A 14,406-nucleotide genomic window follows, 5' to 3' on the forward strand; every position below is an offset into this window, starting at 1 on the left:
GTAGGCATAAGGAAGTCTGATGCTCGAATTCCGGCGTTTGGCACTGATCTGCGAGTTCGCTCGCCGTGGCAGCATCGCGGCCGCCGCCGAGTCCCTGGGCTACAGCCCGTCGGCCGTCTCCCAGCAGCTCGCGGCGCTGGAACGGGAGACCGGCACCGCGCTCATCGACAGGACCGCGCGCAGCGCGGAGCTGACCGACGCGGGACGCCGGCTCGTCCAGCACGCCGAACGCATCCTGTCAATGGTCGAGGAGGCCGAGTCCGACCTCTCCGCCCATGCGGGCACCCCTTCAGGGCGCGTCGTCGTCACCGCCTTCCCCACAGCGGCCGTGGCATTCGCGCCGGCGCTCGCGCGTTCGCTGCGCCGCCACACCGAGCTGACGCTCCGACTGGGCCAGAGCCGGTCAGGCCGGGGGATGCGGGAGGTCCAGTCGGGCGAGGTGGACATCGCCCTGGTGGACGACTGGTACGGCGCGGTCCGCGAGAGCGAGAGCCTGCGGGTCTTCCCCCTGCTGCGCGACCCCATCGTGCTCGTCGTGCCGCGCAGGCACCGGCTGGCCGACCCCGACGTGCCGCTCGACCTGCGCGAACTGCGCGACGAACCGTGGATGGCCACCCCCGACGGCGAGCCCTCGCGCCTGGCGGTGGACCGCCTGTTCCAGGACGTCGGCGGCACCCGGCCGACGCCCTGGGAGTTCGAGGGGCTGGGGACGATCCTCTCGCTCGTCGCCAAGGGCATCGGCATCGCGGCGGTGCCCGCGCTCGCGCTGGCCGCCGGGGTGCGGGGGCTGTCGGTGCGGGAGTTCCCCGGCAGCCCGGTCGGCCGCGACGTGCACGCGGTGGCCCGCAGGTCCAGCGTGCACCGGCCGTCGGTGTCGGTGACGTTGCGGGCGATCCACGTGGCCGCCCGGTACATCGCGGGCGATCTGGAACCGGTGACCCCGGCCGAGCGGTAGCGTCTGCGCATGGCGCCGACGTACGAGATCGAGCAGCTCCTGCTGTCCATGCCGAGCACCCGCACGGTCGCGGGCGTCGACGAGGTGGGCAGGGGCGCGTGGGCGGGGCCGGTGACGGTCTGCGCCGTCGTGACCGACCTGTCCGAGCCGCCGCCCGGCCTGACCGACTCCAAGCAGGTCTCGGCCGCCAAACGGGGGCCGCTCGCCGACGAGCTGACCGCGTGGGCGGCCGGCATCGGGTTCGGCGAGGCCAGCCACGCCGAGATCGACGCGCTCGGCATGACCGAGGCGCTGCGCAGGGCCGCCCGCCGGGCGCTCGAAGCCCTGCCGGTGCGCCCCGACGCCGTGATCCTCGACGGCAAGCACGACTACATCGGCGCTCCCTGGCCGGTCCGCCTGGAGATCAAGGGCGACGCGGCCAGCGTCTCGGTCGCGGCGGCCTCGGTCCTGGCCAAGGTGCGGCGCGACGCGTACATGGGGGTGATCGGGCACGATGAGTACGGCTTCGCGGAGAACGCCGGATATCCCTCGCCCGCACACCAGGAGGCCCTGGCCCGGCTCGGCCCCACGCCGCACCACCGGCTCTCCTGGTCCTACCTGGACGACCTGCCGCGATGGCGGCATCTGAAGCAGGTCAGGGATCCGCTCGTGGGTGAAGGGCAGGCCGCGCTGTTCGGCTGAGCCGTAGGATCGGGGGAGTGCGGATCGGGATCTTCGTCATCGCGGCGTGCTTTCCCGGCCAGGATCCCGGGCGGGTCCTGCGGAACTCGGTGGAGCTGATCGAGGCCGCCGAGGCGGCCGGGTTCCACGACGCCTGGATCGCCGAGCATCACTTCATGTCCTACGGCGTGTGCCCGTCGGCCGTCACGCTGGCCGCCGTGGCCGCGGGGCGTACCAGCCGGATCGGGCTCGGCACGGCGGTGAGCGTGCTGTCCTCGCAGCATCCCGTCGCGCTGGCCGAGCAGGCGGCCATGCTCCACCACCTGTCGGGCGGGCGGTTCACGCCCGGCGTCGGCCGGGGCGGCCCGTGGGTCGACCTGGAGGTGTTCGGCACCGGGCTCGACCGGTTCGAGCGAGGGTTCGCCGAGTCGCTCGACCTGCTGGTCGAGGCCCTGTCAGAGGGGTCGGTGGCGGCCGAGGGGGAGTTCTTCCGGTTCAGGGAGGTCGCCCTGGTGCCGCGGGCCCGGCTGCGGCCCGTGGTGGCCTGCACGTCGGGCTCGACGGTGGCGCTGGCGGCCGAGCGCGGGCTGCCGATGCTGCTCGGCATGCACATCGGGGATCGGGAGAAGGCCCAGCTGGTCGCCGAGCACGTCGCGCGCGGCGGGAGCCCGGCGGGGCACCTGGCGGCGGGGGTGGCCCACGTGGCCGACTCCACCGAGGCGGCCGTCCGCGAGCTGAAGGAGTCGATGCCCGCGTGGCTCGGCCCCGGGCTGGCCGGCTACCTGCCGGTGGACGACCGGCCACGCCCCGCACGGGACGTCGCCGCCTACGTCGACCTGCTGACGCGCATCCACCCGGTGGGCTCGCCCGCCCACTGCGCCGAGGTGCTGCTGCGCACGGCCGGGAGCACCGGCATCGAGCACGTCATCCTGACCGTCGAGGGCATCGGCGACCACCGGCGGGCCCTGGAGGACGTGCGCCGCATCGGCGCGGAGGTCCTGCCCCTGCTGAGGGGCTGACGGGCGAGCCGGGACGGCCCGGCTCGCCCGTGGGTTCAGCAGTCGACCAGCTCCGGTTTCTGGTTGAGGATCTGGGCCCGCGGGGTCACGAACTCGTCGAGGGCCTTGGTGGCCGACGGGTCGAAGACGGCGACCCGGTGGCAGTTCTGGAAGGCCAGCCGTACGCCGAAGTGGCGTTCGAGCGCGCCGCGCATCGCGTCGCTCGCCAGACACCGCAGGAGCTGGCCACGGGCCTCCTCGGACGGCGGTGGCACCTGGTTGTCGGCGAACTCGGCTCCGCTGCGCTCGCGTTCGGTGACCAGCTCACTGATCATCGACCACGCGTAGGGGAGCGAGTCGCGGACGCAGGCGACGAACGCGGCGTCGTCCACGTCTCCGGCTCGGGCCTGGTCCAGCAGATCGTTCGGGACGGTCAGCGACATGCTGTCTCCTCTCGAAGGGGATCGAATCTGACGTTATGCGGGGGAAGAGGGTCGCTCCAGATGCCTGGAGGTGTGGTTTACGGGCCGTAGACGAAGTCAGGATCGATCTGCTCGGCCAGGTCGGCTCCCGTACGGGCGTTGCCCCACGCGCGGGCGTTGCGCAGGTGGAACTCCGCGGTCTGGCGGCCGAAGCGCGCCCAGTCCTTCTCCTGCCCGTCGAGCGTCTTGCACAGGACGGCGAGCGCGTCGAGGTTGGCCGGCTCCAGGTCGTCGAGGGTGAAGTGGCGGCCCTGCTCCATGGCGCGCACCGCCGAGGAGTGCTCCATCCACGTCAGCAGGTCGTCGCCGACGTGCTCGCGCAGGAACTCCACGTCGGACGGCCCGTGGACCTTGTTGCCGACCACGGCGAGCGCGACGTCGTACTTGGCGGCGTGGTCGCGGTACTGCTGGTAGACGCTCACGCCCTGCCTGGTGGGCTCGGCGACGAGGAAGGTCAGGTCGAAGCGGGTGAACAGCCCCGAGGCGAAGGAGTCGGACCCGGCGGTCATGTCGACCACGACGTATTCGCCCCGGCCGTCGACCAGGTGGTTGAGCAGCAGCTCGACCGCGCCGACCTTCGAGTGGTAGCAGGCCACGCCGAGGTCGTCGTCGTCGAACGGGCCCGTGGCCAGCAGGCGCAGGCCGTGAGGGGTGGTCACGGCGTAGTCGAGCGCGGCCAGGTCGTCGAAGCGCAGCAGGCGCGAGCCGCGGCCCGGCGGGGTGGTCTTGACCATGGTCTCGGCCGAGGCGATGCGCGGGTTGTCGCCGCGCAGCAGGTCTTTGATCGCGGTGAGGTGGGCCCCGAGCGGCTCGGGCTGGGCGTCGAGGCCGAGCACCAGGGCCAGGTGCTGGTTGATGTCGGCGTCCATGACGACCACCGGGTCGCCCTGGCTCGCCAGGTGCCGTGCGAACAGCGCCGAGATCGTCGTCTTCCCGCTGCCGCCCTTGCCGACGAATGCCACTCTCACGTGCGCTCCCTGAAATGACGATGAAAATCGTTTCCGTTGGGCCCGGGCACCATCATGCCACACTCCGTGCACGGGTGATGGCTGTCGGGAAGGTGAGGGTTCAGCCGCAGGCGGCGTCGAGGCTGACCGGGTTCTCCGGGTCCTGGGTCGGCTCGGCGGAGTGGTGCGCGCTCGCCGACCGGTTGGCGGGGCGCTCGTCCAGGGACTCGGAGACCTTGCGCCTGATCAGGTACCAGTCGGGCGTGACGGTGCTGATCAGCGGCGGGACGAAGCTCAGGCTCCTGATCCTGGCGTCCTTCACCTTGTCCGACAGCTCGATCAGGGCCGGCAGCAGGTCCTGGGGCACGTCGCTGGAGATGGCCCGCTTGGTGGCCGCGGCCAGCTTCTCGAAGCTCTTGAGCACGGTCATCGGGTCGGCCTGCTTGGCGACCGCGTTGAGCAGGCACTTCTGGCGGCCCATGCGGACGTAGTCGTCGCTGTCGGTGCGCGACCGGCCGTACCAGAGGGCCTCCTCGCCCGAGAGTTTGCGGGTGCCCGCGGGGAGCAGGCCCTCGCGGTACTTGCCGTACACGATGGGGTACTTGACGGTGACCCGGACGCCGCCCATCGCGTCGATGATCTCGGCGAACCCCTTCATGTCGACCATGGCGTAGTAGGGGACCGGGATGCCGAGGATGTCGCTGACGGTGCGCTTGAGCAGCGACGGGCCGCGCTTGCCCTTGGGGACGCCGGGGACCATGTCCGGGTGGTCCTCGGCGTACTGGAAGATCTCGTTGAGCAGGCCGGGGGTGTTGGGGCCGTCGCCGGTGAAGCCGAAGGGGAAGCGGCTCCGGGCCGGGCCGTGCGGGAGCTGGACCTTCTGCAGGTTGCGCGGCAGGCCGAACAGGGTGGTGGCGCCGGTCTCGGTGTCCACGCTGGCCACGGTCATGCTGTCGGTGCGCACGCCGGGACGGCCGGGGGCGGCGTCCGCGCCGATGAGGAGGAAGTTGACGCGCTTCGCGCCGTGCCACGGGTCCTGGGCGACGATGGGGGCGCTGTTGTCGGTGGGGGTGGAGAAGACGCTGCTGACGACGTCGCGGGACAGGTAGGCCAGGCGGGCCGCGTACGCGGTGGGGGCCAGGACGAGCGCGCAGAGGGCGGCTGCGAGCGTGGTGGTCAGGAAGCGTCCGGCGATGTCGGAGGAGTCGGGGCGGACGAGCAGGAACGAACGGATGATCACCGCGGTCCAGGCGAGCGCGATCACGACCAGCGCCACGGTGAGCAGGGTGAGCCAACCGGGCTGGACCGCCAGCGACAGCAGACGCGTGCTGAACGCCGTGAACACCGTGAGGATGCCGGCGAGCATCAGCACGTAGGCTGCCATCAGGGCGATGCCCATCCGATGGCGGTGGGTGGCCAGGTGTGCCACCCCCCAGAGGGCGGCCGACGCCACCGTCAGCGCAATGCTCGCGCCTAGGCCGAATTCGCGATGTTTCCCTGTCATGCCTGGTCAAACCCCCAATGCCAGCCCATCCAAGTCACCATAGTTATTGCGTTGCGGCTCAATTGAGGGTGAAGGGGCAGTGTTTGCTCAATTCCCGGTCAAGACCATCTTGAGATATAACGTGAGAGTGAGCACTCGACACGGTAGCTACGGATTCGACGCACCGTGGGCCCTCGGCGGACTGTTCTTCGGAGCGATCGTCCTGCTGGCTCTCGCGGTGGTCTCCTTCATGCTGGACATCCCCGCCGCCGGGATCGCCTTCGCCTTCGGCGGGCTCTACACGCTGGCCAGCGCGGCCAGCTACCTCTACACCACCCGCCGCGGCAAGTTCGCCGTCTGGGCCGAGCTGCTGGAGCCGCTCGAAGGCGGTGAGCGGGTACTCGACCTCGGCTGCGGGCGCGGCGCGGTGCTGCTGACGGCCGCCGCCCGGCTCACGTCCGGACGGGCCACCGGGGTCGACCTGTGGAGCACGAAGGACCAGTCGGGCAACGCCGCGGCCGTCACCCTGGCCAACGCCGCGGCGGAAGGCGTCGCCGACCGGGTCGACCTGGTCACGGGCGACATGCGCGCCCTGCCGTTCGAGGACGGCGCCTTCGACGTCGTCGTGTCGAGCCTGGCGATCCACAACATCCCCTCCGCCGAAGGTCGCGAGCAGGCCGTCCGCGAGGCCCATCGGGTGCTGCGGCCCGGCGGGCTCATGCTGGTCGCGGACTTCCGGTACGTGCCCGCCTACGAGGACGTCCTGCGCGGACTGGGCGTGATCGACATCCGCGTGCGCGACCTCGGCGCACGCCTGTGGTACGGCGGCCCCTGGTTCGGCACCACCCTGGTCGAGGCCAGAAAAGCCGCCTTGTAGGGAACGTTTGCCGTTCGTTTACCGGGTACCCAAGTGCCCTTATGAGCGACGTGGAAACCGGCACGGTAACTACCAAAGTGCCCGCACGGCTGGACCGGCTGCCGTGGTCCCGCTGGCACTGGATGATCGTCATCGGTCTCGGGACCGTATGGGTCCTCGACGGGTTAGAGGTCACCATCGTCGGCAACCTGTCCGGGCAGCTCGCCAAGCCCGGCAGCGGCCTGGACATCACCCAGGCGCAGGTCGCCGGCTTGGCCGCGGCCCTTTATGTCGCCGGGGCCTGCGTGGGGGCCCTGTTCTTCGGCTGGCTGACCGACAGGTTCGGCAGGAAGAAGCTGTTCCTGCTGACGCTCGTGGTCTACCTCGCGGCCACGCTGATGACCGCCCTGTCCTTCGACGCCTGGTGGTTCTTCCTGTTCCGGTTCATGACCGGTTTCGGCATCGGCGGCGAGTACGCGGCCATCAACTCCGCGATCGACGAGCTGATCCCGAGCCACCACCGGGGACGCATCGACATCATCATCAACGGCAGCTACTGGCTCGGCGCGGCGGGCGGCGCGCTGCTGACCGTGCCGCTGCTGAACGACCTGCCGGTCAACATCGGCTGGCGGGTGGCGTTCGGGCTCGGCGTGGTGCTCGGCCTGGCCATCCTGCTGGTACGCAGGAACGTCCCGGAAAGCCCCCGATGGCTGTTCATCCACGGACGCGACCGCGAGGCCGAGCAACTCGTGGACGACATCGAACGCCGGATCGGCGGCGACCTGCCCGAGCCGCGGGAGTCGATGACCATCCACCAGCGCAGGTCGATCGGCTTCCTCAGGATCGCGCACACGATGGTCGCGCTCTACCCCAAGCGCACGGTGCTCGGCCTGTCGCTCTTCATCGGCCAGGCGTTCCTGTACAACGCGATCACCTTCGGGTACGCCCAGATCCTGACCACGTTCTTCAAGATCGACTCGCACACCGGCTACTACTTCGCCATCATCGCGGTCGGCAACTTCCTCGGCCCGCTGCTGCTCGGCAGGCTCTTCGACACCGTCGGCCGGGTCCCGATGATCACGGCGACCTACATCGGCTCCGGAGTGCTGCTGCTCGGCACCGCCTGGCTGTTCGGCCAGGGCGCGCTGACCGCGATGACGCTGACCCTCTGCTGGTCGGCGGTGCTCTTCGTGGCCTCGGCGGGGGCGAGCGCGGCGTACCTGACGGTCAGCGAGATCTTCCCGATGGAGACCAGGGCGATGGCGATCGCGTTCTTCTTCGCGATCGGCACGGCCGCCGGAGGCATCGCGGGCCCGCTCGTGTTCGCCTCGCTGGTCGAGAGCGGCGCGCCGGGCGACACGGCGCTGGCGTTCTCCATCGGCGCGATCGTGATGATCGTCGCGGGGCTGGTCGAGCTGGTCTTCGGGGTCAAGGCCGAGCGCAAGGGCCTGGAGGAGATCGCCGCGCCGCTCACCGCCGCGCGGGCCGCATGACGCGCAGCACCTGGGTGCTGTCGGCCAGGTACAGGTGCGGAACGTCCACGAACACCCGCATCGGGCCCCGGTCCAGCTCCAGGCCGCGGGCCATGGTCGCGTGCACCTCGGCGAGCGGCAGGTAGTTGAGGTAGCTGGTGAAGGCGTTCTGGGAGCGGAAGGTGGCGGTCATGACGAGCGCGCCGTCCCGGATCCGGAACGCCACGCCGATCAGGCACGGCACCGCGTCGTACGGCTCGCCCGGGGTGGTCAGCGAGATCCACGCGCTCTTGCTGTACGGCTTGACCCGCAGCAGGTCGGCGGCCCAGGCGAGCTGCCCCCTGATCCGCGCGCCGTAGCTGTACTTGAACGGCGGCACGACCACGTCCTCGCTGAACTTCCTGCTGTACAGGGCCAGCCTCTCGGCGTCGCCGTACCGCGCGATGATCGGGTCGTCGCCCCTCACCTCGGCGATCTCGAACAGCACGGACGGCGCCTCGATCACGGGGCCGCGGTCGTCGTCGGCGAGGGTGCCCGCCGTCCAGACATGTCGCATCATCCACATCCACGCCTCCCCACATGACGCCCATGACGCAGGGCCGGGCATTCAGGTCTCCTGATTCGGGAACTCGTAGGGGTTGTGCGGGAGCCGGCGTCGCCTGGTCACGTTGCAGCGCACGTAGTAGACGGCGTAGTGGACCAGCGCGACCAGGAGGACGCCGAAGGTGAGCATGAGCAGGTTGGGCGCCTGCCCGCAGAGGCCCGTGAGGCCCACCGTCAGGTAGGTCGAGTTCGCCAGCGCCAGCGTCATCACGTTGATCCCGGGCCAGGCCAGCGGCGCGTACGTCTCCGGGAAGCGCGGGTCGGTCGGCAGGTTCGGGCTCCAGCCGAGCCGGTCCTTGAGCCTGGAGGCGTAGAGCAGGCGGAAGTTGTTGATCGCGCGGGCCGTCCTGGCGTGCGCGTCGACCGCCTCGATCAGCCGCAGGAACGGCAGCACGCTGAGCACCCCGAACGCCGTGACCAGGGCGAACAGGTACCACGGCACGCGCTGCCAGTCCGTGAGGCTCTGCGGGTCCACCACCTTGGCGCTGGTCAGGGCGATGGCCGCCAGGAACGGCCCCGACAACAGGCTCAACGCGAGCCTGGTCATCTTCAGCCGTTCTTCCTTCGCGGCCAGGTGGACCGCGTAGATGCCGGTGAAGTCCACGGCGGCGAGCTGGAGGAAGTGACTGGACTCAAGCCCGTCGTCCCGGATCATCATGCGAGGGGGGATCTTTCGCATGTGCGCTCCTGTAGTGCGTGACTCCAGTATTAACGCGATTCACCGGGTTGTGGAGGCGATTCCTACCAATTGTTCCAACAAATCTCAACCGACGCCCGTCAACTGCGACGACATCCTCGCGACGTGGTCGATGTAGGCCGTCGGGAGGCCGTACAGGAGGGGTGCGATCTCCTTGTCGTGGATCACCGGCAGGGCGGCCAGCGCGTCGGAGGCCAGGCCGCGGCAGAACTCCAGCGTGTTGGGCACCAGGTCGCCCGCGCGCAGCCTGCACAGCGCCTCGGCCACCTGCTCGTCGGTCATGTCGCGGCCGAGCAGGTCGCCCAGGTCGGTGCCCGACAGCAGCAGCGGCAGGCTGTAGACGCCCTGCCGCAGGTCGTTGCCGGTCGGCTTGCCGAGCTGGGCGCTGGAGGCGGTCAGGTCGAGCAGGTCGTCCAGCACCTGGAAGAGCAGCCCGAACTTCTCGCCGTACGCCGCCACGCGGGCCCGGTCCTCGGCGGAGGCCCGCGCGCAGACGGCCGCCACCAGGCAGCCGGCCCGGAACAGCGCGGCGGTCTTGCCGGTGATCGAGCGCAATGCGCTCTCCCGGGTCCTGACCGGGTTGAACAGCTCGCTCGTCTCCAGGTACTGGCCCTCGGCCAGCTCGACCACGGTGGCCGCGAGCACCTCGGCGACCGGCCTGGAGACCGCGGTAATGGCCGCCAGGCCCGCCCTGGCCAGCATGAAGTCGCCGATCACCAGCGCCTTGCCCTCGCCCAGCTCGGCGTTGAGCGTACGGGTGCCGCGCCGCTCGGTCGCCCGGTCCATGAGGTCGTCGTGCACGAGCGAGCCGGCGTGGATGAGCTCGACGCAGGCGGCGGCCGTGATCACCCGGCGGTCGGGGGCCCTGCCGAGGGCGAGCGAGGTCGCCAGCGTCAGCGCCGGACGCAACCGCTTGCCTCCGGCGCCGACGATCCGCCCGGCGCCCGCGTTGATCCCCGGCAGCGCGGACGAACCGCTGAGCCGCCTGATCCTGGCCTCGACCTTGAGCAGACCTTCGGCGACGGCGGGGCTGTTCACGAGTTGCTCCATGGGATCAAGCCTGCTCCTGAGCCGCTGTGCCGCGCCTGAGAGACGCTGAGGACGCTCTCAGCCCGAGGGTCGACCCTGACATCGTGTGAGCCGGTACGACAGGATGTCCCCCGGGCTTAGGAGGACATCATGGGAATGGCGGAGCGGGTCGAGGCGGCCCTGAACGCCGGCACGGCGCCCAACCTGCACGCGGTCGTGGTCATGCGGGGCGGCGAGGTCGTCGTCGAGCACTACGGCGCGGGCGTCGACCAGCGGATCACGGAGGAGCCCCGGCACGTCGTGTTCGACCGGGACACGCCGCACGACGTGCGGTCGGTCACCAAGAGCGTGGTCGCCCTGCTGTACGGCATCGCCCTGCGCGACGGGCTGGTGCCGCCGCCGGACGCCCGACTGGTGGAACAGTTCCCCGAATATCCGGATCTGGTGGCTGATTCCGAGCGGGCTCACCTCACCGTCGAGCACGCGTTCACCATGACGCTCGGGCTCGACTGGAACGAGGACCTGCCGTACACGAGCCCGGCCAACAGCGAGCTCGCGATGGAGCTCGCCCCCGACCGGTACCGGTTCGTCCTGGAACGCCCTGTGGTCGAGGAAGCCGGGAAACGGTGGCGGTACTGCGGCGGCGCCTCGGCGCTGATCGGCGGGCTCATCGCGCGGGGCGCGGGCGAACCGCTGGAGGAGTACGCCACGAAGGTGCTGTTCGAGCCGCTCGGGATCACCCGGTCCGAGTGGACCAAGGGCGCGGACGGGGTGGCCATGGCCGCGTCCGGGTTGCGGCTGCGGCCCCTCGACCTGGCCGCACTCGGACGGCTCGTGCTCGGCGGCGGGCTCGGCATCGTCCCCGAGCAGTGGGTGCGCGAGATGACGCGGCCCCGCGTCGTCATCGACGGCACCTTCCGCTACGGCTACCAGTGGTACGTCAGCACCGGCGACCGGCCGTGGACCGAGGCCATCGGGAACGGCGGCCAGCGGCTGCTCGTGCTGCCCGGCGAGGAGCTGGTGGTGGCGGTGACGGCCGGCGACTACAACGGGGAGCAGGTGAGCGCCACGGCCGTGCTGGACGCCGTCCTCGACCGGTGAGCCGGTCACGGGAGCAGCAGGACGCGGCCCGTGGCCGCCCGCGACTCCAGGAGGCGATGGGCCTCGGCCGCCTCGGCCAGCGGCAGGGTCCCGTGGACGGCGGCCCGGCTGCGTCCTGAGCCGAGCCGGGCGAGCATCTCGGGGTAGTGCGTGCCGAACACCTGGCCCGCCCAGCCGGGGCCGCTGCAGCCGACGACGGTCAGGCCGCGCTCCATCAGATCGGCGGCCGTGACGGCGGCGGGCTCGCCGCTGAGCATGCCGTAGAACAACATCCGTCCGGTGCCGGGGACGAGCCGGTCGAGCACCCGCCGGGCCGACGCGCCGCCGATCGACTCGAAGACCACGTCGATGTCCGGCAGCGCGTCCGGCCAGGCCGGGTCGCCGTGGTCGACGGCCTGGTCGGCGCCGAGGTCGAGGGCCCGCCGCAGCTTGGCCGGCGAACCGGCGGTGGCGATCACCCGGGCCGCCCCGAACTCCTTGGCGTGCGCCACCACGTGCCCGCCGACCGCGCTCGTGCCCGCCTCGACCAGCACGGTCTCCCCGCCGTCGAGCCGGGCCCGGTGCAGCAGGGCGAGGGCGATCGCGCCGGGCGCGGCCCCGGCCAGGGCCTCCAGGGGCGTCACGTCTTCGGGGACGGAGCAGGTCATGGCGGCGGGCATGGCCACGTACTCGGCGTAGGCGCCGAGGCCGCCGGTCACTCCCACGCGGACGGTGCCGAGCAGGCCGCCGTCCACGCCCTCGCCCACCTCGACGACCTCGCCGACCGCCTCCGCGCCGAGCACGGCGGGCAGCGGCAGCGGGAACGGCAGCGCGCCCGAGCGGATCTGCGTCTCGGCATGGCTGACGCCGATCGCCTGCGCGCGGACGACGACCTGGCCCGCGGCGGCGCGTGGGCGGGGCAGATCCACGGGTCGCAGGGCCTCGGGGCCGCCGGTCGCGTCGAGCTGGATGGCGAGCATGGTTGTTCCTCCCATATCTGAACCGCTGGTCCAGTTAATATATGGACCGCTGGTCAATTTTGTCCATGGGAAACAATGACCGGATGGAACGTCGAGAGCGGGCCGACGCCGCGCGCAACAGGCGGGCGATCCTGCGGGCGGCCGAGGAGCTGCTGCGCCTGCACCCGCCCGAGCAGGTCTCCGTCGAGCGGGTCGCGGTGGCCGCGGGCGTGGGCAAGGGGACGGTGTTCCACCGCTTCGGCAGCCGTACGGGGCTGATGCGGGAGCTGATGAGCGAGCGGGCCCACGAGCTGGACCAGGCGGTGGCCGAGGGGCCGCCGCCGCTCGGCCCCGGAGCGCCGCCCGTCGAACGGCTGGTCGCCTTCCTCGGAGCGGTGGCCGAGCTGGCGGCGCGCAACGGCAACCTGGTCGCCGCGCACGAGCACGCGGTGGCGACGAGCAGGTCCGAGCCTCGCGAGGCCAACCCGATCTACGTCGGCTGGCACCGGCACGTCACCGCGCTGATCACCGAAGGACGGCCGGACGTGGACGCGGACGAGATCGCCCACCTGCTGCTCGGGTCCCTGCACATGGAGCCGATCGCGAGCCGGCTGCGCGCCGGGGACAGCGCGCGGCTCGCCCGCAGCTTCGCCGCCCTCGCCGAAGGGCTGCTCGGCAGGCCCGCCTCCTGAGCGGATTTACCGATCGCTGGGTTGAAATTTGATCATGTGGGCGTCTGTGGCGCCCCGGGTCGCGGGTATCTGGGCTCCGAACCCAAGAGGACTGCCATGATCTTCCGTATTCGATCCGTCCCCGCCTGTTCGGTGCTGGCGGCGGGCGCCTTGCTGCTCGGCGGAGCCGGGGCCGTCTCGGTTCAGAGCGCTGCCGCCGCCCGGACGGGGGCGACGGTGCCCGGGGCCACCGATCCGCCGAGCTGCTGCGGCCACCACTGCGAGCACTGCCCGCCCGGCCGCCCCGGCCCGCCCGGTCCGCCGGGCGAGCCCGGCCGGGACGGTGTCCTCGGCTGGGAGCTCGTGCAGGAGGAGTTCACGAATCCGCCGTTCTCGTCCACGCCCCGGAGCGTCACGTGCAGCGCGGGCAAGCGGGTGGTGAGCGGCGGGTACACCCTGCCCGACACGATCTCGCCCAACGCCTCCCGCCCGGCGGGGACCAACGGCTGGGAGGTGGCCCCGCCCAGCAACTACGGCTTCGCGTACAACTTCACCGTCTACGCGATCTGCGCCCTTGCGGACCCGGGGGTCTAGCTCGCGGGGGGCGGTGTCAGAGGGGGAGGGTGGTGGCGGCGGCGTGGAAGGCGGCGACGGCCGCGCGGACCGCCGGATGGTCGCCGTAGCCGCGGCGGAAGGCGGCCCGCGTGCGGCGGCTCAGGGGAAGGCGGGTCAGCGAGACGCCGCCGGGCGGGGTGAGCGCCGCCAGCCGGGGCACGAGCGCGACGCCCTGACCCGCGGCGGCGAAGGCGAGCACGGTGTCGAAGTCGTCGATGTGGTGCCGGACCCGCGGCTCGAAGCCGGCCGCCTGGCAGGCCCTGATCGCCATGGTGTGGCAGAGCGTGCCCGGCTTGCTCAGGATCCACGGATCGTCGCGGGCGTCGGGGACGCAGGCGCGGTCGGTCAGGTACATCGGCTCGGTGAACAGCGGTTCGGTCTCGATGGAGGCGTCGGTGACCGGGGGCACGAAGTCGTACTCGTGCACGAGGGCGACGTCGAGCTCGCCCGCCCGCAGCGCCGCCGAGACGTCGGCGGGGTCGATCTCGGCGACCATCGGCTCAAGGCCCGGGTACGCGCCGGTCAGACGGGCCAGCGCGGGCGGCAGCAGCACACGGGTGGCCGTCGGGAACGCGCCGATCCGCAGCGGGCCCGACGGCCCGCCCCGGGCGGCGGCGAGCGCGGCCGAGGCGCGTTCGAGCTGTTCGAGCACGGCCTGCGCGTGCTCGACGAGCAGCAGCCCGGCCGGGGTGAGGGTGACCGTGCGGCCGGTGCGTTCCAGCAGCGGCACGCCCGCCTCCCGCTCCAGCGCGCTGAGCTGCTGCGAGACCGCCGAAGGCGTGAACGTGACCGCCTCGGCCACGGCGGTGATCGTGCCGCGCCTGGCCAGCTCGCGGAGCAGGTGGAGCTTGCGAGGATCGAGCATAAGTTCATCTTAAGCTCGAACGAAGAAATCCGAA

General features: G+C 71.5%; 16 protein-coding genes. 8 read left to right on the forward strand and 8 right to left on the reverse strand.

Going from position 1 to position 14,406, the window contains the following annotated elements:
* Positions 1-19 precede the first annotated feature (19 nt).
* The 3 genes from ABZ815_RS03505 to ABZ815_RS03515 are packed head-to-tail and all read left to right on the forward strand — an operon-like array spanning position 20 to position 2,634.
* Entirely contained in the window at positions 20-955 is a 936-nt protein-coding gene (locus tag ABZ815_RS03505) for a LysR family transcriptional regulator (protein WP_357693473.1), read from the forward strand.
* Between the two features lie 9 nt (positions 956-964).
* Entirely contained in the window at positions 965-1,636 is a 672-nt protein-coding gene (locus tag ABZ815_RS03510; RefSeq protein ID WP_357693475.1) for a ribonuclease HII, read from the forward strand.
* Between the two features lie 17 nt (positions 1,637-1,653).
* Positions 1,654-2,634, forward strand: a complete 981-nt coding sequence (locus tag ABZ815_RS03515) for an LLM class flavin-dependent oxidoreductase (protein ID WP_357693477.1) — start codon at positions 1,654-1,656, stop codon at positions 2,632-2,634.
* 35 nt (positions 2,635-2,669) lie between these two features.
* Here the strand turns inward: ABZ815_RS03515 and ABZ815_RS03520 are convergent, their stop codons facing one another.
* From ABZ815_RS03520 to ABZ815_RS03530, 3 genes are all read right to left on the reverse strand, one after another.
* Positions 2,670-3,056, reverse strand: coding sequence for an SCO5389 family protein (locus ABZ815_RS03520; RefSeq protein ID WP_357693479.1), 387 nt, complete (start codon positions 3,054-3,056; stop codon positions 2,670-2,672).
* 77 nt (positions 3,057-3,133) lie between these two features.
* The gene (locus ABZ815_RS03525; RefSeq protein ID WP_357693481.1) at positions 3,134-4,063 is read right to left on the reverse strand and encodes an ArsA-related P-loop ATPase; all 930 of its coding nucleotides are present in this window, start codon (positions 4,061-4,063) and stop codon (positions 3,134-3,136) included.
* Between the two features lie 100 nt (positions 4,064-4,163).
* Positions 4,164-5,495 carry an LCP family protein gene (locus ABZ815_RS03530; RefSeq protein WP_357693483.1) on the reverse strand — a complete coding sequence of 444 codons (1,332 nt, stop codon included), beginning with the start codon at positions 5,493-5,495 and terminating at the stop codon, positions 4,164-4,166.
* A gap of 178 nt (positions 5,496-5,673) precedes the next feature.
* On the opposite strand from ABZ815_RS03530, the gene ABZ815_RS03535 reads away from it, so the two are divergent.
* Together ABZ815_RS03535 and ABZ815_RS03540 are read left to right on the forward strand one after the other, a co-directional pair.
* Entirely contained in the window at positions 5,674-6,402 is a 729-nt protein-coding gene (locus ABZ815_RS03535) for a class I SAM-dependent methyltransferase (protein WP_357693485.1), read from the forward strand.
* Positions 6,403-6,443: 41 nt separating this feature from the next.
* On the forward strand, positions 6,444-7,874 hold the full coding sequence (locus tag ABZ815_RS03540; protein ID WP_357693487.1) for an MFS transporter: 1,431 nt from the start codon (positions 6,444-6,446) through the stop codon (positions 7,872-7,874).
* Here the strand turns inward: ABZ815_RS03540 and ABZ815_RS03545 are convergent.
* The 3 genes from ABZ815_RS03545 to ABZ815_RS03555 form a co-directional block, all read right to left on the reverse strand.
* Entirely contained in the window at positions 7,852-8,412 is a 561-nt protein-coding gene (locus ABZ815_RS03545) for a hypothetical protein (RefSeq protein WP_357693489.1), read from the reverse strand. The two genes, ABZ815_RS03540 and ABZ815_RS03545, sit on opposite strands and share 23 nt — an antisense overlap.
* 48 nt (positions 8,413-8,460) lie before the next feature.
* Positions 8,461-9,135, reverse strand: coding sequence for a hypothetical protein (locus ABZ815_RS03550; RefSeq protein ID WP_357693491.1), 675 nt, complete (start codon positions 9,133-9,135; stop codon positions 8,461-8,463).
* An 84-nt stretch (positions 9,136-9,219) separates the two neighbouring features.
* Entirely contained in the window at positions 9,220-10,203 is a 984-nt protein-coding gene (locus ABZ815_RS03555) for a polyprenyl synthetase family protein (RefSeq protein WP_357693493.1), read from the reverse strand.
* Positions 10,204-10,332: 129 nt separating this feature from the next.
* Here ABZ815_RS03555 and ABZ815_RS03560 point away from each other — a divergent pair, with 129 nt between their 5' ends.
* A complete protein-coding gene (locus tag ABZ815_RS03560; protein ID WP_357693495.1) occupies positions 10,333-11,283 on the forward strand; it encodes a serine hydrolase domain-containing protein in 951 nt (316 codons plus the stop codon).
* A 5-nt stretch (positions 11,284-11,288) separates the two neighbouring features.
* Here ABZ815_RS03560 and ABZ815_RS03565 read toward each other — a convergent pair whose 3' ends face one another.
* Positions 11,289-12,242, reverse strand: coding sequence for a zinc-binding dehydrogenase (locus ABZ815_RS03565; protein ID WP_357693496.1), 954 nt, complete (start codon positions 12,240-12,242; stop codon positions 11,289-11,291).
* A gap of 83 nt (positions 12,243-12,325) precedes the next feature.
* On the opposite strand from ABZ815_RS03565, the gene ABZ815_RS03570 reads away from it, so the two are divergent.
* The gene (locus ABZ815_RS03570; RefSeq protein ID WP_357693498.1) at positions 12,326-12,913 is read left to right on the forward strand and encodes a helix-turn-helix domain-containing protein; all 588 of its coding nucleotides are present in this window, start codon (positions 12,326-12,328) and stop codon (positions 12,911-12,913) included.
* 96 nt (positions 12,914-13,009) lie between these two features.
* Complete coding sequence (locus tag ABZ815_RS03575; protein ID WP_357693500.1) at positions 13,010-13,486, forward strand: hypothetical protein; 477 nt, start codon at positions 13,010-13,012, stop codon at positions 13,484-13,486.
* A gap of 16 nt (positions 13,487-13,502) precedes the next feature.
* On the opposite strand, the gene ABZ815_RS03580 is transcribed toward ABZ815_RS03575, so the two are convergent.
* Positions 13,503-14,372, reverse strand: a complete 870-nt coding sequence (locus ABZ815_RS03580; protein WP_357693502.1) for a LysR family transcriptional regulator — start codon at positions 14,370-14,372, stop codon at positions 13,503-13,505.
* Positions 14,373-14,406 lie beyond the last annotated feature (34 nt).

The organism is Nonomuraea sp. NPDC047529, assembly GCF_040642995.1.
Lineage (GTDB): Bacteria > Actinomycetota > Actinomycetes > Streptosporangiales > Streptosporangiaceae > Nonomuraea.